General features: G+C 72.8%; 20 protein-coding genes and 1 tRNA gene. 8 read left to right on the top strand and 13 right to left on the bottom strand.

Annotated features, from left to right (window positions below; all coding sequences use genetic code 11):
- Window positions 1-22: 22 nt before the first annotated feature.
- Complete coding sequence (locus J7F03_RS27370; protein WP_214954035.1) at window positions 23-1123, bottom strand: Gfo/Idh/MocA family protein; 1101 nt, start codon at window positions 1121-1123, stop codon at window positions 23-25.
- Window positions 1124-1533: 410 nt separating this feature from the next.
- Between J7F03_RS27370 and J7F03_RS27365 the strand changes: the two genes are divergently transcribed.
- The 3 genes from J7F03_RS27365 to J7F03_RS27355 all read left to right on the top strand — a co-directional run bounded on the left by J7F03_RS27365 (window position 1534) and on the right by J7F03_RS27355 (window position 4901).
- The gene (locus tag J7F03_RS27365) at window positions 1534-2400 is read left to right on the top strand and encodes a glycosyltransferase (protein ID WP_308379989.1); all 867 of its coding nucleotides are present in this window, start codon (window positions 1534-1536) and stop codon (window positions 2398-2400) included.
- 114 nt (window positions 2401-2514) lie between these two features.
- Window positions 2515-3891, top strand: coding sequence for an MFS transporter (locus J7F03_RS27360; RefSeq protein WP_214954031.1), 1377 nt, complete (start codon window positions 2515-2517; stop codon window positions 3889-3891).
- Window positions 3888-4901 (top strand): TolB-like translocation protein, encoded by a 1014-nt coding sequence (locus J7F03_RS27355; protein ID WP_214954029.1) that lies wholly within the window; start codon window positions 3888-3890, stop codon window positions 4899-4901. The genes J7F03_RS27360 and J7F03_RS27355 overlap by 4 nt, the downstream gene beginning before the upstream one ends.
- Before the next feature lies 1 nt (window position 4902).
- Here the strand turns inward: J7F03_RS27355 and J7F03_RS27350 are convergent, their stop codons facing one another.
- A complete protein-coding gene (locus tag J7F03_RS27350) occupies window positions 4903-5175 on the bottom strand; it encodes a MerR family transcriptional regulator (RefSeq protein WP_251072585.1) in 273 nt (90 codons plus the stop codon).
- A gap of 259 nt (window positions 5176-5434) precedes the next feature.
- On the opposite strand from J7F03_RS27350, the gene J7F03_RS27345 reads away from it, so the two are divergent.
- Window positions 5435-5767, top strand: coding sequence for a hypothetical protein (locus J7F03_RS27345; RefSeq protein ID WP_214954024.1), 333 nt, complete (start codon window positions 5435-5437; stop codon window positions 5765-5767).
- Between the two features lie 158 nt (window positions 5768-5925).
- Here J7F03_RS27345 and J7F03_RS27340 read toward each other — a convergent pair whose 3' ends face one another.
- The 3 genes from J7F03_RS27340 to J7F03_RS27330 all read right to left on the bottom strand — a co-directional run bounded on the left by J7F03_RS27340 (window position 5926) and on the right by J7F03_RS27330 (window position 8469).
- Window positions 5926-6237 (bottom strand): SCO5918 family protein, encoded by a 312-nt coding sequence (locus J7F03_RS27340; RefSeq protein WP_214954022.1) that lies wholly within the window; start codon window positions 6235-6237, stop codon window positions 5926-5928.
- Between the two features lie 48 nt (window positions 6238-6285).
- Complete coding sequence (locus tag J7F03_RS27335) at window positions 6286-7911, bottom strand: DEAD/DEAH box helicase (RefSeq protein ID WP_214954020.1); 1626 nt, start codon at window positions 7909-7911, stop codon at window positions 6286-6288.
- Window positions 7912-8265: 354 nt separating this feature from the next.
- A complete protein-coding gene (locus tag J7F03_RS27330; protein ID WP_214954018.1) occupies window positions 8266-8469 on the bottom strand; it encodes a cold-shock protein in 204 nt (67 codons plus the stop codon).
- Between the two features lie 353 nt (window positions 8470-8822).
- Between J7F03_RS27330 and J7F03_RS27325 the strand changes: the two genes are divergently transcribed.
- Window positions 8823-8896: transfer RNA gene (locus tag J7F03_RS27325), tRNA-Met, on the top strand.
- A gap of 102 nt (window positions 8897-8998) precedes the next feature.
- Here J7F03_RS27325 and J7F03_RS27320 read toward each other — a convergent pair.
- The 4 genes from J7F03_RS27320 to J7F03_RS27305 all read right to left on the bottom strand — a co-directional run bounded on the left by J7F03_RS27320 (window position 8999) and on the right by J7F03_RS27305 (window position 12362).
- Window positions 8999-9763, bottom strand: a complete 765-nt coding sequence (locus J7F03_RS27320) for an SDR family NAD(P)-dependent oxidoreductase (RefSeq protein WP_214954016.1) — start codon at window positions 9761-9763, stop codon at window positions 8999-9001.
- 116 nt (window positions 9764-9879) lie between these two features.
- The gene (locus J7F03_RS27315; protein WP_214954014.1) at window positions 9880-11283 is read right to left on the bottom strand and encodes an MFS transporter; all 1404 of its coding nucleotides are present in this window, start codon (window positions 11281-11283) and stop codon (window positions 9880-9882) included.
- A 70-nt stretch (window positions 11284-11353) separates the two neighbouring features.
- The gene (locus J7F03_RS27310) at window positions 11354-11938 is read right to left on the bottom strand and encodes a TetR/AcrR family transcriptional regulator (RefSeq protein ID WP_214954012.1); all 585 of its coding nucleotides are present in this window, start codon (window positions 11936-11938) and stop codon (window positions 11354-11356) included.
- A 91-nt stretch (window positions 11939-12029) separates the two neighbouring features.
- Window positions 12030-12362: a hypothetical protein gene (locus tag J7F03_RS27305; RefSeq protein WP_214954010.1), complete on the bottom strand. Its 333-nt coding sequence runs from the start codon at window positions 12360-12362 to the stop codon at window positions 12030-12032.
- Window positions 12363-12953: 591 nt separating this feature from the next.
- Here J7F03_RS27305 and J7F03_RS27300 point away from each other — a divergent pair.
- The 3 genes from J7F03_RS27300 to J7F03_RS27290 all read left to right on the top strand — a co-directional run bounded on the left by J7F03_RS27300 (window position 12954) and on the right by J7F03_RS27290 (window position 15865).
- Window positions 12954-13556 carry a hypothetical protein gene (locus tag J7F03_RS27300; protein WP_214954008.1) on the top strand — a complete coding sequence of 201 codons (603 nt, stop codon included), beginning with the start codon at window positions 12954-12956 and terminating at the stop codon, window positions 13554-13556.
- Window positions 13557-13699: 143 nt separating this feature from the next.
- Window positions 13700-15265 (top strand): oleate hydratase, encoded by a 1566-nt coding sequence (locus tag J7F03_RS27295; RefSeq protein ID WP_214954006.1) that lies wholly within the window; start codon window positions 13700-13702, stop codon window positions 15263-15265.
- 111 nt (window positions 15266-15376) lie between these two features.
- On the top strand, window positions 15377-15865 hold the full coding sequence (locus tag J7F03_RS27290; protein WP_214954004.1) for a peroxiredoxin: 489 nt from the start codon (window positions 15377-15379) through the stop codon (window positions 15863-15865).
- Window positions 15866-15998: 133 nt separating this feature from the next.
- On the opposite strand, the gene J7F03_RS27285 is transcribed toward J7F03_RS27290, so the two are convergent.
- The 4 genes from J7F03_RS27285 to J7F03_RS27270 form a co-directional block, all read right to left on the bottom strand.
- Window positions 15999-16484 carry a hypothetical protein gene (locus J7F03_RS27285; RefSeq protein WP_214954001.1) on the bottom strand — a complete coding sequence of 162 codons (486 nt, stop codon included), beginning with the start codon at window positions 16482-16484 and terminating at the stop codon, window positions 15999-16001.
- Between the two features lie 353 nt (window positions 16485-16837).
- Complete coding sequence (locus J7F03_RS27280; RefSeq protein ID WP_214953999.1) at window positions 16838-17218, bottom strand: hypothetical protein; 381 nt, start codon at window positions 17216-17218, stop codon at window positions 16838-16840.
- A 335-nt stretch (window positions 17219-17553) separates the two neighbouring features.
- On the bottom strand, window positions 17554-18471 hold the full coding sequence (locus tag J7F03_RS27275; RefSeq protein ID WP_214953997.1) for a MurR/RpiR family transcriptional regulator: 918 nt from the start codon (window positions 18469-18471) through the stop codon (window positions 17554-17556).
- A 91-nt stretch (window positions 18472-18562) separates the two neighbouring features.
- Entirely contained in the window at window positions 18563-19897 is a 1335-nt protein-coding gene (locus J7F03_RS27270) for a M14 family metallocarboxypeptidase (RefSeq protein ID WP_214954332.1), read from the bottom strand.
- Between the last annotated feature and the right edge of the window lie 89 nt (window positions 19898-19986).

Raw genomic sequence — 19986 nt, 5'->3', positions numbered from 1 at the left:
GGCCCGAAGGCTTCGTGGACGGTCAACGCCCCGTGCGCAGTCCGACGACCGCGCCACGGAACTCCAGGCTCCGGGAAGCCGCTTCGAGGATGTCGAGCACCTGCAGGCCCGCCCGGCCGTCGGTCAGCGCCGGCCGCCCCGCCCTGATCGCGGAGGCGAACTCCTCGACCATGGTGCGCAGGGCCTCCTTCTCGCCGAGCGCGGGCGCCACCATGTCGCCGGTCCGGTAGGAGACGAGCATGTCCCGGCGCTCGTCCGCGCCGATCTCCTGCGGAGCCGTCAGGTCCACGCCCCGGTCGAACACCGCGACGCGCTGGGTGGGGTTGAGGTCGTCCCACACCAGGGTCCGCTTGGAGCCGCCGACCATCGTGGTGCGGACCTTCACCGGGGACAGCCAGTTGACGTGCACGTGGGCGATGGCACCGGTGTTCAGCTGGAGCGTCAGATAGGCGACGCAGGACTGGCCGGCGCCTATCGGGTCGGCGCCGTGAGCGGCCACGGCGACCGGACGGACGTTCTCCGGGAGGATGAAGTCGAGGACCGAGAGGTCGTGGGGAGCCAGGTCCCACAGGACGTCGACGTCCTTCTGGACCAGCCCGAGGTTGATCCTGACCGAGTCCACGAACTGGATCTCGCCGAGTTCGCCGGAGCGGACCATGTCCCGGATGCGGGCCACCGCCGGGGTGTAGCAGTAGGTGTGGTCGCACATGAGGGTCAGGCCGCGCTCCTCGGCCTCGGTCACCAGCCGCAGCCCGTCCTCGTACGTGGCGGCGAGGGGCTTCTCCACCAGGACGTGCTTGCCGGCGCGCAGGGCCGCCAGCGCGACGTCGAGATGGGTGCCGGCCGGGGTGGCCACGGCGACGGCGTCGACGGCCGGGTCCGCGAGGACCGCCTCGTAGTCCGAGGTCGCCTGGACCGTGGAGTAGCCGCCGAGAACCTGCCGGGCCCGGTCGACGTTGAGATCGCAGAGCCAGCGCAGCCGGAACCCCGGGCTGGACTGGAAATTGCGGACCAGGTTGGGGCCCCAGTAGCCCGCGCCGACGACGGCTACGCCTAACGGCTCCGTCGGCCCCCCGCCTGCGGCTCCGGCGCCCCGCCCGAGGTCCTTCGCGGTGTCCTTCACAGCGTTCCCTTTCCTTCCGCGCACGCCCGCGGGCGTGTCGACGACCCATGGCCGGGACGCGTGCGAAGGAAGGGGGTGCCGTCGACGGCAGGCCGGGCCGCCTGCGCGACCCGTGTGCGACCCGCCCGACGGCGATGGCCCCCACGACCGATGCCGTACGTGTTCCACGTACTTCCGCCCCCCGACCGTCCGGCACCCCACGCGCCGGTCCGGCCCCGGGCAGGCGGCCTGTTCCCCCAAGCCGCCGTACCCGTCCCCGATAACTCAACTTCCCTGCTCCGATCGGATCATGGCGTCGCCGAAGCACGCCGAATCCGGTCGGCTGCGTTCAATCTAGACCACCGGGCGTACCCCCGGGGAGAGTTGGAGGAATCGGTCGGTACAGGCGTTCGGCCATGCATACTTCCGGGGTGACCAGCATCGTGATCCCGGCCCACAACGAGGGCCGGGTCATCGGCCGGCTCCTCGACGCGCTCCTGGCCGACGCCCCCGCCTCCGGGCCCGACATCGTCGTGGTGTGCAACGGCTGTACGGACGACACCGCCGCGGTGGCGGGCGCGCGCGGCCCCCGCGTACGCGTGGTGGAGATCCCGACTCCCTCCAAACACCTGGCACTTCGGGCCGGTGACGAGCACGCCCGGGGCTTTCCCCGGCTGTACGTGGACGCCGACGTCGAAGTCGGGGCCGCCGACGTGCGGGCCCTGGCCGGCGCCCTCGCCGACAGTCCGCGGCTGCTCGCCGCGGCCCCCGGGCGCGACATCCCGCTGGCCGGCTGCGCCTGGCCGGTCCGGGCGTACTACCGGGTCTGGCAGCGGCTCCCGGCCGTCCGCGAGGGGCTGTTCGGGCGCGGGGTCATCGCGGTGTCCGAACCGGGGCACGCGCGGATCGCCGCCCTGCCTCCGCTGATGGCGGACGACCTGGCCGCCTCCCTCGCCTTCGCGCCGGGAGAGCGGAGCGTGGTCGAGGCGGCCCGGGTCGTGGTGCACCCGCCGCGCACCTGGGCCGATCTGATCAAACGGCGCGTCCGGGCGGCGACTTCGTCCGCCGAGCTGGAGCGCTTCCAGGCCGCGCGGCCTTCCGGACAGCCGTCGTCCGTGCCGTCCGCGCGCACCGGTACGGGAGACCTGCGCGCGCTGCTCCGCGACCAGCCGCGGCTGCTCCCCGGGGTCGTCGTGTTCGTGATGGCGGCCCTCGCGGCCCGCCGGGGCGCCCGCAAGGCCATCCGGACCGGGGACTTCTCCACCTGGCTGCGCGACGAGAGCAGCCGACAGGGCTGAGTCCCGGTACGCGGCCGGATCGGGCCGTACCAAGCCCAGTTGGCCCGTACGACCATTAGGGTGCCATTCGTACGTACGAGTGGCTCAGACCGTCTGCACCGGGAGCTCGAGAGCATGTACCTCGCGGACCGCTCCGCGCCGGGGGGCGCGAAGACCGCACCGGACGGCAGCCCCGTCCGGGCCCCCGCGGTCGCCTCGGCCGTCCTCGCGTTGGGCTCGGTCAGCCTGATCACCGACATCTCCTCCGAGATGGTGACCGCCGTCCTGCCGCTCTACCTGGTCGCCGGACTGGGCCTGAGCCCGCTGGGCTTCGGCGCGCTCGACGGCCTGTACAACGGGGTCAGCGCACTGGTGCAGCTGACCGGCGGCCACCTCGCCGACCGGATCCGCAACCACAAGCTGATCGCCGGCATCGGCTACGGCCTGTCCGCCCTGTGCAAGCCTCTGCTGCTGCTCGCCCACAGCCTCGGCCCGGTGGGCGTGGTCCTCGCCCTGGAACGCACCGGCAAGGGCCTGCGCACCGCCCCGCGCGACGCGCTCATCTCCCTTTCCACACCTGTCGAGTCACAAGGCCGCGCCTTCGGCGTGCACCGCGCCATGGACACCACCGGCGCACTGCTCGGCCCCCTCGCCGCCTTCTTCATCCTGAGCCTGACCGTCGACGGGTACGACGCCGTCTTCGGGGTGAGTGCCTGCGTCGCCGCACTCGGCGTCGTGGTGCTCGTGCTGTTCGTCCCGTCCGGCGCCGCCCCGGACGGGAATCCCGCCCCGGCCCGCCCGCGCCCCGCCGCTCCCCCGCAACCGGACTCCGGCGACTCCGCCGCCCCCGCCGCCCCGAAGCCGGCCGCGGTCGACGTGCGCGAGGCCCTGGCCCTCCTGCGCCTGCCCCGGCTGCGCGCCCTGGCGGCCTGCGCCGCCCTGCTGGGCCTGACGACCGTCAGCGACGCCTTCCTCTACCTGCTGCTCCAGGACCGCACCGGCATCGGCGAGCAGTGGTTCCCGCTCCTCCCCCTGGGCACCGCCGCCGTGTTCCTGCTGCTGGCCGTGCCGGCCGGCGCCCTCGCCGACCGGATCGGCCGCCGCACCGTGTTCCTGACCGGGCACGCACTCCTGCTGGCCGGATACGGACTGCTCCTGTGGGCCCCCGGCTGGCCCGCCCTGCCCTACCTGGTCCTCGTGCTGCACGGCATGTTCTACGCCGCCACCGACGGGGTGCTGCCCGCCGCGGTCGCCGCGACCGTCCCGGCGAAGCTGCGGGCGACCGGAATCGCGCTCGTCGGCACCGGCCAGGCGCTGTCCCGCTTCGGGTGCTCGCTGGCCTTCGGCGGCGCGTGGACGCTTCTGGGGTCGGGCCCGGCGCTCGCCGCCGCGGCGGCCGGCCTGTGCTGCTGCGCGGCCGTCGCCGGATTCGTACTCCGCCCCACGGCCCCGGACGGCGCTGCCGACCGGACCCGGACCCCGCACCCACGACGCCCCCGAGGAACCCGATGACCCGCTCACGCCGGCTGCTCGTACTCGCCCTGGCCGTGCTGCTCCTCGGCGGCCTGGCCGGCGCGATGGTGGTGCGCGCCGCCGCCCGCTCCGAGCAGACCCGGGAGGGCGATCCGACGGCGACCGAGGGACCGGTCGCGCTCGACCGGCAGGACGGGCTGGCCTTCCTCAACGGCGCGCAGGGACCGCACCGCGGTGCCCTCGTCTCGGTACCGGCCAAGTCGCCCCAGGCCGGGCGGACCGCCTCGGACCTCAAGTGCCGGCGCTTCCACGCGGCGGCCGGCACCGGCGTCTGCCTCGGCTCCTCCCCCGGCGCGCTCGCCCAGGACAACCGGGCGCTCATCGTCGACTCGGAGCTGCGTACGCTGCGCAGCTTCCCCCTCGCGGGGACCCCTTCCCGGGCCCGGGTCTCCCCGAGCGGGCGCTTCGCCGCCTGGACCGTCTTCGTCGCCGGAGAGTCCTACGGCGCCGCGTTCTTCTCCACCCGCACCTCGATCGCGGACACCCGCACCGGCACGCTCGAAGCGGACCTGGAGAAGTTCGCCATCGAGCTGGACGGCCGGCCCTACAGCGCGGGGGACGTGAACTTCTGGGGCGTGACGTTCTCCAAGGACGACGACACCTTCTACGCCACGCTCGGCACCAACGGCCAGACGTACCTGGTGAGGGGTTCGATCTCGCGGCGCAGCGTCACCACCCTCGCCAAGAATGTCGAGTGCCCGTCCCTGTCCCCCGACGAGACCCGGGTCGCGTACAAGAAGCGCGTGCAGCGCGGCGCGTCCCTGTGGCGGGAGCACGTCCTGGACCTGCGGACCCTGCGCGAGCAGCCGCTCGCGGAGAAGCGCAGCGTGGACGACCAGGCCCTCTGGCTCGACGACCGCACCCTCGCCTACGCCCTGCCCGCCGAGGGATCGGTGGACACCACCGACCTCTGGACCGTTCCGGCCGACGGCACCGGCGCCCCCCGCGTCCTGGCGCCGGCGGCCTCCTCACCGACCCGCCTCGGCTGACTCACGCCTCGGAGTCGCCGCCCGCCGCCCGCCGGTACTCGGCGTTGATCCGCTGGGCTTCCTCCAGCTGGTCCTCGAGGATGACGATGCGGCAGGCGGACTCGATGGGCGTCCCCTGGTCGACGAGTTCCCTGGCGCGGGCCGCGATGCGCAACTGGTAGCGGGAGTAACGGCGGTGGCCGCCCTCGGAGCGCAGCGGGGTGATCAGCCGGGCTTCGCCGATCGCGCGAAGGAAGCCCGGTGTGGTGCCGAGCATCTCGGCGGCCCGGCCCATGGTGTAGGCCGGATAATCGTCGTCGTCGAGACGGCCGAGCGAATTCTCTGGTGTCACTTTCACCTCGTTTGTGGGGACGCGTCGAGGGCCCTGCTGCCGTACGGCACCAGGGCCCCGAGGGAAATTCAACACCATTTGCCGGGCCCCGTTCCCCTGCGGTCCCTCCACGAGGCCGTGCGCGCCCGCCGCGGCGCCGTCCGGGCCGCGTCCGGCGGTGCCGGGAGCGTGCCCGTGGACGCGCAGAATCGTTGGGGCGGGCATGGGTACTCCACACGCCGTCTCCCCGTCCCCGGCCCGGCACCGGGCACCCGAGCGCAGCCCCGCCGTGACGGCCCGGGGCATCCCCCGGCAGCAGCCGGGGCCGGGCAGAGCCGTCCCGGCCGGCGGGGCGGCCCTCTTCGAACAGCTCGCCCGCGAGTGGGAAGCCCGCGGCGCCACCGTTCCCGGCCGGCCGGACCCGCTGTGGGAACGGCTGATCACCTACGCGCACTTCCAGCGCGAGACGGACGCCACGCTGCGCAGCCTGCGCCTGGACGGAGCCGAGCCGCCACCGGATCCCGCCCCGGCGGGCCCGCGCTGGACCCGGGCATAGCCGGGAACGGTTCGCGCACAGCACCGAGGGCCCCGTCGGCTGCTGCCGATCGGGGCCCTCGGGGCCGTACGTGGTGTTCGCTACGCCCTAAGGCGTGTCATCAAAGTGGAGCTGGTAAGGCCCGCGTCGCGGGCCAGGCGCCACTTCGACGACAGGGCTTAGGCGCCGGTGGGGGCGCCGAGCAGCGCGGACGCCTTCTGGACCGGGGTCAGGGCGTCGGCGGGCGCGGGCTCCGGGGCGAGCACGCGGCAGGTGAAGCCCAGCGCGCTCAGGGCCCTGATCACCTCACCGGCGGTGAAGTCGCGGCGGTCCTGGCGGGTGATGACGGCACCCACCTGCTTGACGGGGTAGACGCGACGGCCGATGACCACCGACTCACCCGTGATGGGTTCGGGCTTGACGCCCTTCATCGAGTCCAGGACCCCGCTCTTGGTCAGGTCGAACGGAAAGCGGGCGATGACGCAGCGCATGATGCCTCACAGGTAGCAGAGAACCGGTCTGGGGACTGTCCGGGCGATCTACGCGGCTGCGGCGAGGGCCGAACGGCCCTCGGAACCCCTGGGCGCCGTGCCCGTGCGGCTGCGCCGGTCCTGTGCGGGACGGCTGCGCCGGCCCCGGGAGGAGCTGGTCGAGCGCTTGGCGCGCTCGGTGACGGGCGCGGTGATGACGACGGGGATGCCGGACGGTGCCTGAGCGCCGGTGATCCGGTTCAGTTCGGCCTCGCCGGAGCGGACCTGGGTGGTCTGCGGGGTGATCCCGGCGGCGGCCATCAGACGGGTCATCTCACGGCGCTGGTTGGGCAGCACCAGGGTGACCACGCTGCCGGACTCGCCGGCCCGGGCGGTACGGCCGCCGCGGTGCAGGTAGTCCTTGTGGTCGGTCGGCGGGTCCACGTTGACGACGAGGTCGAGGTTGTCGACGTGGATGCCCCGGGCGGCGACGTTGGTGGCCACCAGCACGCTGACGTGCCCGGTCTTGAACTGCGCCAGCGTACGCGTGCGCTGGGGCTGCGACTTGCCGCCGTGCAGGGCCGCGGCGCGCACGCCGCTGCTCAGCAGGTGCTCGGTCAGCCGGTCCACGGCGTGCTTGGTGTCCAGGAACATGATCACGCGGCCCTCTCGGGCGGCGATCTCGGTCGTGGCTGCCTGCTTGTCGAAGCTCTGCACGTGCAGGACGTGGTGCTCCATCGTGGTGACGGCGCCGGCCGAGGGGTCGACGGAGTGCACGACGGGGTCGGTCAGGTAGCGGCGGACCAGCAGGTCGACGTTGCGGTCGAGCGTGGCGGAGAACAGCATCCGCTGGCCCTCGGGACGCACCTGGTCGAGCAGCGCGGTGACCTGGGGCATGAACCCCATGTCGGCCATCTGGTCGGCCTCGTCCAGGACGGTGATGGCGACCTGGTTCAGCCGGCAGTCGCCCCGCTGGATGAGGTCCTTCAGACGGCCGGGCGTGGCCACGACCACCTCGGCCCCGGCGCGCAGCGCGCCGGCCTGCCGGTGGATCGGCATGCCGCCGACGACGGTGGCCATGCGCAGCTTCACCGCGCGGGCATAGGGGGTGAGCGCCGTCGTGACCTGCTGCGCGAGTTCACGCGTGGGTACGAGGATCAGCGCGAGCGGGCGACCCGGCTCGGCGCTCTGGCCGGCCGTACGGGCCAGCAGCGCGAGGCCGAAGGCCAGGGTCTTGCCGGAGCCGGTGCGGCCGCGGCCCATGACGTCCCGGCCCGCGAGCGTGTTGGGCAGCGTGGCGGCCTGGATCGGGAACGGCGTGGTCACGCCTTCGGCGGTGAGCGCGGTGAGCAGCTGGGCCGGCATGGCGAGGTCGGCGAACGCCTCGACGGCGGGCAGCCCCGGGACCACGGTCACCGGCAGGGCGAACTCGCCCTGCGGCGCGGAGCGGCGGCCGCCGCCACCGCCACCGTAACCACCACTGGAGCGCTTCGGGCCGCCGGACCGGCTGGGGGCCGACGAGCCGAAACGGCTCCCTCGGCCGGCGGACCCGGCGGAACCGCCGTAGGAGCCGCCGTAAGAGCCGGAGGAGGAACCGCCGTAAGAGCCGGAGGAGGAGCCACCGTAGGAACCGGAGGAGCCACCGCCCGTGCGGGTGCGGGAAGAACGGTCATTCATGCGAGTCGTACGGTTCATGCAGAACCTTCCTCGATACGGCACACATCGAGGAATTCTCGGCAGCGGAATACGAGCCGCACGACGAATCACAAGAATGAGCCGGAGCAATAATCAGATATGGCGGAGCCGGAATGAACTGCGACCGGCCCGTCAGGAAAGGGGCACCGCACTGCGCGCCGATGTGAAGGGCGATCGCGTGCGGGCGGGGAGCCGAGGAGTGAATCCGTCGGCCGAACAGAGGTGGCGCGTCGAAGGCTTGCGCCGTCGCGCCGCTCACGCGGGCCGGGTGAGGCCGGCGGAGCCGGGAAAACGCAACGAGCTGGGGCCCGCACCCCAAGGTGCGGGCCCCAGCTACGTGTTTACGCTTGAACGTCAGACGGTGACGATGTTCTCAGCGGTCGGGCCCTTCTGGCCCTGCGCGATGTCGAAGCTGACCTTCTGGCCTTCCTGGAGCTCGCGGAAGCCCTGGGAGGCGATGTTCGAGTAGTGGGCGAAGACGTCAGGACCGCCGCCCTCCTGCTCGATGAAGCCGAAACCCTTTTCCGCGTTGAACCACTTCACGGTGCCATTAGCCATGGTAAATCTCCTTCGGGGCACAGCCCAGAGATCCGCACTGTACGGATCTCGAGTCGCCGAATGATTGCCCAGCCCGGAAAACACCGGAAAAACTAGAACACTCGCGCCGCTCAGTGAAGAGCCGGCGAGGGTGCTGAAATTTTGGGAACCACAACTGCAACTGAAACCACAGTAGCACGCCCGATCCGGATGGGCCCGCAAATTAGGCCGCTCCTTCACGGGCCCAGAAATTCTTACCGCACGCCGTATTCAATTCTGTCTTCGCGAGCACAGATATTGCGGAGCGGTGGCGGGCCCCCGCCGGCGCGAGTGGCGGGAGGCCCGCCGGACGTCCCGTACAGTGGCATCAACGACGCGGGGTGGAGCAGCTCGGTAGCTCGCTGGGCTCATAACCCAGAGGTCGCAGGTTCAAATCCTGTCCCCGCTACGAATGGTTCGGCCCCCTTGACGCCCTGGCGTCAAGGGGGCCGAAGCCGTTTCCGGCGCCTCACGCCCGCTGGACGGCCCCGGGTGCCGGGCCGCTGGGCCTTCAGGCCGCCACGCCGCCGTCGATCACCAGGTCGGTGCCGACCACGGAGGCGGCGTCCGATGAGGCCAGGTAGAGCACGGCCGCCGCGACCTCGGCGGTGGAGGACACCCGGCCCAGCGGCGATTCGTCCTTCATCCGGGCGGCGCGATCGGCGTCGCTCTCGCCCCGCCGCAGCGACATCGACGTGGCGGACGGACCGGGGCTGACCGCGTTGATGCGGACACCCTCGGCGATGTGGTCCAAGGCCGCGGCCCGGGTCAGGGCGGAGACGGCCGCCTTGGTGGCCACGTAGCCGGCCGCCCCCGGGATACGGGCGTGCGCGCCGAGGTTCGAGGAGACGTTGACGATCGCCCCGCCGGCGGGCTGCTCCCGCATCCGGGCGATTTCGGCCTGGAGGCTGAACAGCACACCCGTGACGTTGACGTCGAGGAGGGTGCGCCAGTCCTCCTCGGGGAGGTCGGCGACGGGCGCGCCGCCTCGGAAGACGCCCGCGTTGTTCACGGCGACGTCGAGGCTGCCGAAATGTTCGACGGTGCTGCGGATCAAGGCCCGTACGTCCTCGGAGCGGGTCACGTCCGCGGTCACCGCGGCGGCGGTGCCGCCCTCCTCCTCTATCAGTGCGACGGTCTCGTCGAGCGGTGCGGCGCTGCGCCCCGCCACGACGACCGAGGCCCCTTCGGCGGCGAAGGCGAGGGCGACGGCCCGTCCGATTCCGGAACCCCCGCCGGTGACGAGGACGCTCTTGCCGGTGAAACGTGCGGACATGGTGGTGGATCCCCTGTTCGGTGACTGGTGTTCGGTGGCTGTTGAGCGGTGACCGGTGACCGTGGTGGTCACCGGTCGCGGCGGCCGGTCCGTGGGGGGCCGGCCCCGGTGTCCGGTTACTTGACCCGGCTGTTGAGGAAGGCGACGGCGGCGAAGGCGACCGCCGACACCGCGAGCGAGATCGTGTCGGAGCCGAGGGCGAGCACGGCGGCGAAGACGACCGTCGGACCGAGTTCCATCGCGGTGTTCATGACGCCGCCCGCGAGTCCCGCCTGGTGCGGCTCCACCCCGTCGGTGGCCACCACCGCGGCGCCCGCGAAGGCCGCGGCGGCGCCGGCCGGCAACAGGACCAGGCCGGGGAGGAGGCCGTAGGCGTACGGGATGTCCGCGGCCAGACCGGTGAGCGCGAGGAGCGCGAGGCCGGCCGCCGCGGTCACGAGCCCGGCCGTGCTGACGAGCGGAGCCCCGTACCGGGCGACGAGCGGGCCTGCCGCCCGGCCGGCGGCGAGCAGCACCACGGCGAAGGGGACGAAGGCGGCGGAGGTGCGCAGCGCCGACCAGCCGAGGTCCTGCTGGAGGTGGAGCGAGAGGAGGACGAAGGTCGTGGCCGTACCGGCCGCGGTCAGGCCGATGGCGGAGAGGGCCAGGACCCGGCGCCGGTCGCGGAGGAATCCGAGCGGGAGCAGCGGGTCCCGGGCCCGGCGCTCGACGAGCGGGAAGGCCAGGAGGAGCGCGGCCGCGGTGAGCAGGGAGACCATGACGGTGCTCGAACCCCAGGAGTGGGCGTCGGTGAGGACGAGGCCGTAGCTGGCCAGGCTGATTCCGGTGGTGGCCAGCAGTGCGCCCGGCAGGTCCAGCGAGCGGCCCGCGCCCGCCGGGGTGGCGGGCAGCAGCCGGGGGGCGAGGACGAGGGCGGTGACGGCCACCGCGACCGGGACGGCGAAGGACAGTCGCCAGCCGGCCAGTGCGGAGATCACCCCGGAGAGCAGGTTCCCGGCGGTCGCACCGAGGACCGAGAGGCCGCCCCAGGTGGCCATCGCCCTCCCGTACGCGGCGGGCTGGGGGAAGACGGCGCGCAGTACGGCCATGGCGGCGGGCGCGGTGAGCGCGGCGCCCACCCCTTGGGCGAAGCGGGCGGCGAGCAGGATCCCAGGCCCCTGGGCGAGCGGCGCGGCGAGGGAGGCGACGGCGAAGACGAGCAGTCCGGCGCTCAGCACGCGGCGGCCGCCGAACCGGTCGGCGAGCCGGCCGCCGAAGAGCAGGAGGCCGGCGAAGGTCAGCCCGTAGGCGGCGCTGAGGAGGATCAGGTCGTCGCGGGCCAGGGAGAACTCTCGGCCGATCGTGGGCAGCGGCACCACGAGCGAGGTGAGCGCGAAGATCAGTGACATCTGAACGGTGCCGAGCAGCGCGAAGGCGGGGCCGGTGGCAGGTCCGGCCGCTCCGGTCGCCGCGGCTGCGGTCGCCGCATGCCCGGTCGTGGTGTGCCCGGTCGTGGTGTTCTCGCTTTGAGTGACGGTCATGACTCCCCCTAAACTTGATCGTACATTCCAGAATGACCCCATAAAACAACCTCCCGGAGGGAGGTGCGATTCAGTCGAGCAGCACCAGGGCCTGCTCCGCCGCGTCGCGCACCCGGCCCGGGTCGTCCGACACCTTTCCGACGACCCGCAGGCCCTGCATGAGCACCAGCAGCATCCGGGCCAGTGCGCGCGGATCGCGGTCCGCGGGCAGTTCGCCCTGCGCGTGGGCCCGGGCCAGCGCCGAGTGGATCAGGGTCTCGATGTGGTTCCAGCTCGCCTCGACCCTGCGGGCCGCCACCGGGTCGTCCGCCCCCAGCTCCGCGGCCGTATTGGTCACGAAGCAGCCGGTAAGCCGCCGGCTGCCGGAACTCGCCTCGGCGGCGAAGCGGCGTACCACCGCCCGCACGGCCGGCAGCGCGGGTCCCGGCTGGGACAGTTCGCGGAGCAGGACCGGGTCGCGGTTCTCGTTGTAGCGGTCCAGCGCCTTCAGGTACAGCTCGTGCTTGTTGCCGAAGGTGGCGTAGATGCTGGCACGTCCGATGCCGAGACGCTCGACGAGGTCCGCCATCGACGTCGCTTCGTAACCGCGCTGCCAGAACAGCTCCAGGGCTGACTGCAGCGCGGCGTCCGGATCGAATTCCTTGGTCCTGGCCACGTTCGATACTGTAGGGGATACTGGAACGGTCAGTCAAGTAAGCCGCTCGAAGAGGCGTCGACCAGCGGAGCCGCCGGACGGCGGGGGCCGTTCAGCCGACCGGAAGGTCCGACGCCAGGCGGGCCGTGACGCCGACGACCTCCACGCAGCGGAGCAGCTTGGCCTGGGCGCGCGGCGAGTCGGTGGCGGGTACGACGATCTCGCAGACCGCGAGGCCGCCGCCTTCGGAGGCCCTGAAGGAAAGCGCCCTGACGGAGAGGTTGTTGAGCATCGCGGCGATGCGGGTGAGGGCGTGTCCGCCGTCCTGGACGGTGACGGTCAGCGTGTGACAGGCGGGGTCACCGGCCCGCACGGTACGCACGGCGGGGACGGCGGAGACGGCTGAGACGGCGGAGACGGCGGGGAGAACATCGCTGCGGGTCATGAGTGGTGGGCTCCTGTCCTGGGGCGGGGGCTTTGCCGACCGGGTTGAGAGGTTCGCAGAGCGAGAGGGCGCGTGGTCCCGGAAAACAAGAAGACCCCTCGCGGATGCGAGAGGTCTGCGTGCGGGCGGTGAGCTGCTGGGGGCATCGCGGTCAGCTCGGGGCCGGCACGCCGGCGCTAATAATCAGCTGGCGCGACATGCGGCAGAGTCTGGCACGCGGCCGCCGCTCCGCGGCAACGCATCTCACCATGCGGATGAACCGCCCCCGGCAGGAGTCACGGCGGGGCGCCGAGCGGCCCGTACTCCTCTTCCGGATTCCAGGCCCAGTGGGCGGCGAAGTCCGGCTGCGTGCCGTCGGTGTCGGTACACCCGTACTCCCGGCACAGCCCCAAGTGGCCGGCGCCCGGCCGGACTTCGCCATGACGTGGGGTCGGCGGCCGGCGCGGCGGCCGCCCGTCCCAGGCAGGCGGGGGTTTCGGGGTGGGCGAAGTCCGGGTCCTGGGCCGCGGTAGCGGGCGGTGTTGCCGTCGCGGTGCGGGACGGATCCACCCCGCCGCGAGTCACCGCCCGCCGGCCTGGCATCGTGCCGCCATGGACTCCGAACCGCGAAGCGAACCGTCCCGGCACCGCGACCCGGGCTTCGCCCTGGACCGCTTCGCCGAGCGGATGCTCGTGGTCTGCCCGCGGTGCGGCGGCTGCGCGCTGGTCGCGCCCCGGCCCGGTCTTCCCGAGCTCGCCTACTACACCGAGCTGCTGTTCCGGCCCCGTCGCATGACCTGCTCCCCTTGCGGCGCCCTCGCCGAGTGGGAGGCCGAAGTGCGGGGAGCCGGGCTGCGGGGCGCCGTCCTCGGCGGCACCGAGGACCCCTTCTTCCGGCGGCCCCTGTGGCTGCAGACCCGTTGCGCCGGCCGCGTCCTGTGGGCCTACAACGAGGAGCACGTAGACGCGCTGGCCGCCTACGTCGGCGCCCGGTTGCGCGAGCGCGGCACCGGGAGCCCGACCCGGGCGATGTTCCCCCGGCTGCCCGCCTGGATGAAGACCGCCGGCAACCGCTCCGAGGTCCTGGCCGGCCTGGACGCGCTCCGCGCCCTGGCCCGGCGCCACTCCCCCGCCGACCGGTCCGACGCCGCGCACGAACGCGGCGACCGCCCGCGCCCGGCACGGTCCGTGTACTTCCGCGGAGGGCCGTACTGAGGGCTCCCCCGGACCCGCTCCGCCCGCTCCACCCGCCCAATGGCCCACCCCCGGTCGCGACGGGCCGTGGCGGGTGGTGGGCTGGCCGGGTGACCGCGCGGCCGACCGGGGCCGGCGCGGACCCCGGTGAGCGGAGACGCGTCGTGGCCAAGGCCTATCTGGTGGGTGCCGGTATCGCTTCCCTGTCGGCGGCGGCGCTGCTGATCAGGGAAGGCCGGTTCGAGGGCTCGGACATCACGATCCTGGAGGCCCGGAACCGCACGGGCGGGAGCCTGGACGCGGCGGGCGACCCCGAGAACGGCTACACCATGCGCGGCGGGCGGATGTTCGAGCTGCACTTCGAGTGCACCTACGACCTGCTGAGCTCCATCCCCTCCCTGGACGCGCCGGGTACCTCGGTCACCGAGGACACCTTCGCCTTCCACGAGGACTTCGCCTGGAACGACAAGGCCCGCCTCGTCGACTCCGCCGGCCGCCGGGTCGACACCCGCTCGATGGGGTTCTCCGAGCGCGACCGGCTCGACCTGGTCGCGTGCGTGGCCACCCCCGAGTCGCGCCTCGACGGCAAGCGCATCTCCGACTGCTTCGCCCCGGCGTTCTTCACCACGAACTTCTGGTACATGTGGTGCACCACCTTCGCCTTCGAGCCCTGGCACTCGGCGATCGAGTTCCGGCGCTACCTCAACCGGTTCGCGCACCTGTTCAAGACCTTCGACACCATGTCGGGCATCTACCGCACCCGGTTCAACCAGTACGACTCGATCGTGCGCCCGCTCCAGTCCTGGCTGCGGAGCAACGGCGTCGTGTTCTCGATGAACACCACCGTGACCGATGTGGAGTTGGCCCAGGGCGACGCCATCACCGTCACCTCGCTCGCCTGTACGCGCGACGGCGCCGCCGAGCGCATCCCCGTCGCCCCCGAGGACCTGGTGTTCGTCACCAACGGTTCGATGACCGCGAACTCGACCCTCGGCTCCACCGACAGCCCCGCCGTACCGGACGCCTCCGCCCCCGACGCTTCGTGGCGCCTGTGGCAGACCCTGGCGGCCAAGCGCCCCGGCCTGGGCGACCCTTCGGTCTTCGTCTCCTCCGTCGCGGACTCCACCTGGGGATCCTTCACCGTCACCACCCAGGACCCGACCTTCTTCAAGGCCATGGAGGAGTTCTCCGGCAGCGAGGCCGGGAAGGGCGGGCTGATCACCTTCAAGGACTCCGGCTGGCTGCTCACCATCGTCCTCAACCACCAGCCGCACTTCCACGAGCAGCCCGAGGACACATACGTCTGGTGGGGCTACGCCCTGTTCCCGGACAAGGCCGGCGACCACGTGGGCAAGACCATGGCCGAGTGCACTGGCCGGGAGATCCTCACCGAGGTGCTCGGACACCTGCGCCTCGAGCAGAGCGAGCAGATCCTGGAGTCCTCCGTCGTGCGGCCGGCCCTCATGCCGTACATCACCAGCCAGTTCCTGGTCCGCAAGGCGGGCGACCGGCCCGAGGTCGTCCCCGAGGGGTCCACCAACCTGGCCTTCATCGGCCAGTACGCCGAGGTCCCCGACGACGTGGTGTTCACCGTCGAGTACTCGGTGCGCACCGCCTGGGCCGCCGTGGCCCGGCTGCTGCACCTGGACCGGCAGCCGCCCCCGGTCTACAAGGGCGGCCACGATCCCAAGGTGCTCCTCGAAGCCCTGCACACGATGCACCGCCGCTGAGCCGGACCGCGCCGGGCCGTCCGCGCCCGCCCGCCCGCAGCCTCCGGCCGGCGACGCGGCGGGCGCGACCGGGTACCGTACGCCCCTCGACGACAGAGAGGTGCGGCCATCGTGACCCGAATCCCGGACGTGGGCGACGCCGTGGGCGATTTCTCGCTCCCCGGCGGTCAGCTCACCGAAGACGCCTTCGTACGAGGGCGGTACTCGCTCGGCGAGCAGCGCGGGAACCCGGTCGTTCTCGCCTTCTACCCCGGCGACAACACCCCCGTGTGCACAGCGCAGTTGTGCTCCTACTCCGACGGGCTGGAGGCGCTCGGCGCCTGCGGTGCCCAGGTGTGGGGCATCAGCCCGCAGGGCGTCGACAGCCACGAGGCCTTCGCGCGGGCCCGCGGTCTGCGGATGCCGCTGCTCGCCGACACCGACCGGGAGGTGGCCCGCGCCCTGGGCATCGCCGCGCCCGTGATCGGCCTGCGGCGGGCCGTCTTCGTCATCGCGCCGGACGGCACCCTGCACTGGAAGCACGTCTCGACGCTCGGCATGAGGTTCCCGTCCGCCGAGGTCATCGCGGAGCAGCTGACCGGCGTCACCGCCGCCGGCTGAGCGACGGCCGGATCTCCCGGTCTCCGGGCCGCGGCGGGCGCGCGACGGCACGCGGGGCGCACCCACCACGGTCGGAGACCGGCGGACCCGGCGGATCAGCCGATCAGCGGGCCGACGTGTCGTCGGCGACGGTTCAGCGGACGTCGAAACTGACCGAGGTGGCCTTGTCGTTCATGCCGTCGCCGACGTACGCGTTGTAGCCGTAGTACGTCTGGTGGGCGCCGCGGAAGTCCTTGTGCTCCCAGAGGGTGATCGGGCAGGTGATGCCCTGGGCCGAGCTCACGATGTCGTTCCAGCCCCACTTGCCGAGGTCTTTGAACTCGGGGTAGCGCCAGTTGCAGCCGACGCTCCCCCGGAAGGTGAACTCGCTGCCGCCGGAGTTGGCGTCGCTCCAGATCCGCCCGAGGTCCTTGTAGTCGGCCCGCGCGCCCAGTTCGGCGGCCTGGGCCTTGGTCGCGAAGCAGCCGCCCTCGCCGGTGTCGACGATGTACGTGCAGAACGTGGGGGACTTGGGTGCCGGCAAGGGCGACGGCTCGGCGGCCGAAACCGGTCCGGCGGCGGCCGTCGCCAGCGCGAGGGCGGTGGCGCCGAGGGCGAGGGCAGGTCGAATCATGCGCATGAAGTCTCCTCGAAACGGGATGACAGACGACTCGGTTCGCGAATCGCGCCGAACCACGGCATGACTCAACAAGTCCGGCCGGACGGCCGTCGAGGGGGCGGATGTGACGGTGGCAAGTTCGGTGCACTCACCACCGGTCCCCGCCCCGGCCGTCGGCTGGCCTGATCGCTGCGGCGCCCGGCCCCGCGGCCCCGACGGACCGGCGTCCCCCACCGGTCCCGGTACGGCGGACCGGGCCACGTCCGACAAACCTGGCTGAAGAGGTGCGCACCGGGCCAGTCGGTCACCAGCATGGCGATTGTCGCGTTCGGCCCGCTCGGGCGGGGCCGCCGGGCGTCCTGATCGCCCGGCCCCTACCGCGCGCGGGCCGCGCCGTGGGCGAGGGCGTCGCCGACGAGGCGGACGGCACGGGCCAGCCGGGCGAGCTGGCGCAGCTCCCCGGCGTACATCCTGATCGAGGTCTCGATGACCGCCTCGGCCACCCCGAGGCCGGGGAGTTCGGCGCGGCTGGTCTCCAGGGCCACGCGTACGGCGCGCATCTCGTGCTGCACCTGCAGCTGGGCATGGCGTGCGAGGAGTACGGGGCTGCGGGTCAAGGTCGCGTAGCCGGCGTAGCGGGCCGGAACCAGGTCGTGGAGCCATCGCGTGGCCGTGCGCTCCCAGTCGTGGCTCCCGGGGCGCTTGACCTGACAGGGCCAGTCCGGGCTGTGCGTGGTGAGTGTCGTCTGAGACATTCTTGCCGCTTCCACAAGGTGTCGAACTGCGATCGAGAACGTGCCGGGGGCGGCCTCGGCCCAGGGGTTGGCCGAGGCCGCAGGGGCACTGCGGGATCCGAAGGCCGGACGGGACACCTGGTGCGACGTGAGGAGGAGGGCGTCACACCGGGTGTCTGTTCTGGGAGTACGTGGGGTCGTTCTCCCTGGCGTCTTGACGGATGCCCGCGCCGCCATCAGTAAACATATATACCGTTGAGTAAGCAAGCGCATGAAAATATTCATGCCCGGAGCGAGTCTGAATATGACCCGCCGCCGGCTCTCGCCGGGCACCCCTCAGGCCGTCGACGGCCTCTTTAGAGGAAGAATCCGTGCTGGTCAGCGGCCTGCTCATAGCTTTCGAGCCGTGCCTGCGTCCGCTCCGGGTCGGCATCCGACATCGCCTGGAGCAGTGCGGCGGACAGCACGCCCGGCGCCGCGTAGGAGTCGAAGACCAGTCGCGAACCGGTACCGGCCGTCAACGCCACGTCGGCCTCGTCCACCAGCGGCCCCAGCGTGCCGTCCGTGATCAAAGCGATCCGCAGCCCCGCGCTGCGCGCGACCCGCAGCGCCGCCAGGGTCTCCTTGGCGTGCCGGGGCATGGCGAAGGCCAGTACCCAGCTGCCGCCCGCCGCCCTGGCCTGCAGCAGCGCGTCGTAGGCCACGCTGCCGCCGCCGGTCACCAGGCGCACGTCGGGGTGGATGCGGCGGGCCGCGTACGCGAAGTACTCGGCCAGGGAGACGGAGATCCGCAGCCCGAGCACCGTCAGCGGCACCGAGCGGGCCAGCTCGCGGCCGATGTCGAGCACCTGGTTGGTGTCCGCGAGCAGCCTGCGCACGTTGCGCAGGTTCTCGATCTCGGCGTCGACGGCCGCCTGGAGCTCGTTGCGACGGGCCTGCTCGGGGCTGTCCGGGGAGCCGGCCACCGCGCTGAGCGCGATGGGCTGGAGCACGTCGCGCAGGGCCGGATAGCCGCTGAACCCGAGGGCGGCCGCGAACCGGGTCACGGACGGCTGGCTCACTCCGGCCCGTTCGGCGAGTTCGGTGATCGAGAGGAACGCCGCCTCGGTGAGGTGGTCGACGAGGTACTGGGCGATCCGCCGCTGGCCCGGGGAGAGCGGATGCCCGTCGAACAGCGCCCGGACCCGGTCGGAGGGTGCGCGCTCGCGGCCGGCCGCCTGCCCGCTCGGCGTGATCGCGGCCGCTTGTGCGCGCGCCTGCTGACCCGATGACACCGCCGGTCCTCCCTGTAGTGCCGCTCCGTGATCCCAACATAGCCCACCGCATCCGGCTGACCAGCGTGCTCGTGCTCCGGGTCACGGCCCGTCAGCAGCCCGGTACCGGCTCCCCCGCCGTGAGCCGGTACCGGGCGCGGCCGTCGAGGAGCAGCGGCACGAGTGCGCGCAGGGACTGGCGCAGCGGAACGTAGGCGCCGCCGTCCGCGGCTCGTACGACGCGTACGCCGTGGAGGCCGAGACGGCTGCCGGTCCCGGCGTACTGGGCGGGCGTGAGGCGGTAGCCGCAGGGCGGGTCGGTCAGGACCTCCTCCTCGGCCGCGGGAGCGTTGTCCGCGCCGCCCAGCCGGACGGGTCCCGCGTCCCGGTGGCCGGCCCGGCGGGCGGCGTCCGAGGCCGCCGCCAGGTGGCCCGTACGCTCCGACAGGTAGGAGAACAGGCCTCGCAGGCCGGTGAGTTGGGAGCTCACGCGGCGGCGGTGGTTGACGGCCGGGTCGGCCCTCTCCGCGTCGCCGATCGTGCCGCCGGGCGCCTCCACCCGGCTTTCGATCAGCAGGGTGACCGCGTGTTTGACGCCCGCGATGTTGCGCAGGATCCGCTCCTGGCCGTCCCCCGCGGACTGGGCGACCGGGAGGCCGGTGGCGGGGTCGGTCCGGATGCCGTAGGTGCCGGTGGAGTGGCCGGCCGCGCGCGCCGCCTCGCGTACGTAGCCGCCGGACAGTACGCGGGACTGCGCGTACACCCCGGGGTCGGTGTTGAGGTTGCGCGGCCAGAGGTCGAAGAGGTCCTTGTCGTAGGTGCCCGGTGTCGACCGGTACTCGTGCAGGTCGTACACGAGTTCCGGCCGGTGGTCGCGCAGCACGGCGGCGACGGCACGGGCCTCCGGCGAGGCCAGGGTGAGGTGGTCGCGGTTGACGTCGGTGCCGTCCGCGTTGGACCGGGTACCGGCCGCCCGGCCGTCCGGGTTGACGGTCGGGACGACGAGGAACGTGGCCTGCTCCAGGAGCCGCCGGGCGGCCGGATCCCGGGCGTACGCGAGGTCTCGCACGGTGGTCAGGCACGCCTCGCGCCCCGCCGGTTCGTCCCCGTGCTGCCCGCACACCAGCAGAACGGTGACGGGGCCGCGGCCCACGCCCACCAGGTGCAGCGGGCGGCCCCGCACGCTCGTGCCGATGCGCTGGACGGTGGCCCCTGCTCCGGCGCCTCCCCCGCCGCGCCGGCCGATGGCGGCGAGGAGGTCGCGCTCCTGGGGCTCGGTGGTCCAGCGCGCTCCGTACGAGGCCTCGAATCCGGTGCGGGGCGCCACTTCGGCCGCGTGCGCCGGGGCCGGGGTCGGGGCCGGGGTCGGGGCCGGGGTCGGGGCCGGGGTCGGGGCCGGCGGCACGGAGAGCACGCTCACCGCGAGAGCGGCCAAGGCGGGCGTCATCACGTTCTTGATCACGCCCCCGGTTGTAGCGGGCCGGGGGCCCCGGTGGCGGTGCGACCGCTGGGAACTCACCCGGGTGGCTGCCGCAC

It is taken from the genome of Streptomyces sp. ISL-43, assembly GCF_018614195.1.
GTDB lineage: Bacteria > Actinomycetota > Actinomycetes > Streptomycetales > Streptomycetaceae > Streptomyces.
The sequence above is the reverse complement of the archived record's forward strand: the minus strand, read 5'-3'. Positions and strand labels throughout refer to the sequence as shown.

Excerpts from the sequence above, each read along its gene's own strand:
- J7F03_RS27335 (WP_214954020.1), bottom strand. The coding sequence starts at position 7,911 with ATGAACCGTACGACTCGCATGAATGACCGTTCTTCCCGCACCCGCACG.
- J7F03_RS27345 (WP_214954024.1), top strand. The coding sequence starts at position 5,435 with ATGGGTACTCCACACGCCGTCTCCCCGTCCCCGGCCCGGCACCGGGCA.
- J7F03_RS27300 (WP_214954008.1), top strand. The coding sequence starts at position 12,954 with ATGGACTCCGAACCGCGAAGCGAACCGTCCCGGCACCGCGACCCGGGC.
- J7F03_RS27355 (WP_214954029.1), top strand. The coding sequence starts at position 3,888 with ATGACCCGCTCACGCCGGCTGCTCGTACTCGCCCTGGCCGTGCTGCTC.
- J7F03_RS27340 (WP_214954022.1), bottom strand. The coding sequence starts at position 6,237 with ATGCGCTGCGTCATCGCCCGCTTTCCGTTCGACCTGACCAAGAGCGGG.
- J7F03_RS27280 (WP_214953999.1), bottom strand. The coding sequence starts at position 17,218 with ATGTCTCAGACGACACTCACCACGCACAGCCCGGACTGGCCCTGTCAG.
- J7F03_RS27270 (WP_214954332.1), bottom strand. The coding sequence starts at position 19,897 with ATGACGCCCGCCTTGGCCGCTCTCGCGGTGAGCGTGCTCTCCGTGCCG.
- J7F03_RS27360 (WP_214954031.1), top strand. The coding sequence starts at position 2,515 with ATGTACCTCGCGGACCGCTCCGCGCCGGGGGGCGCGAAGACCGCACCG.
- J7F03_RS27330 (WP_214954018.1), bottom strand. The coding sequence starts at position 8,469 with ATGGCTAATGGCACCGTGAAGTGGTTCAACGCGGAAAAGGGTTTCGGC.
- J7F03_RS27305 (WP_214954010.1), bottom strand. The coding sequence starts at position 12,362 with ATGACCCGCAGCGATGTTCTCCCCGCCGTCTCCGCCGTCTCAGCCGTC.
- J7F03_RS27320 (WP_214954016.1), bottom strand. The coding sequence starts at position 9,763 with ATGTCCGCACGTTTCACCGGCAAGAGCGTCCTCGTCACCGGCGGGGGT.
- J7F03_RS27350 (WP_251072585.1), bottom strand. The coding sequence starts at position 5,175 with ATGGGCCGGGCCGCCGAGATGCTCGGCACCACACCGGGCTTCCTTCGC.
- J7F03_RS27285 (WP_214954001.1), bottom strand. The coding sequence starts at position 16,484 with ATGCGCATGATTCGACCTGCCCTCGCCCTCGGCGCCACCGCCCTCGCG.
- J7F03_RS27315 (WP_214954014.1), bottom strand. The coding sequence starts at position 11,283 with ATGACCGTCACTCAAAGCGAGAACACCACGACCGGGCACACCACGACC.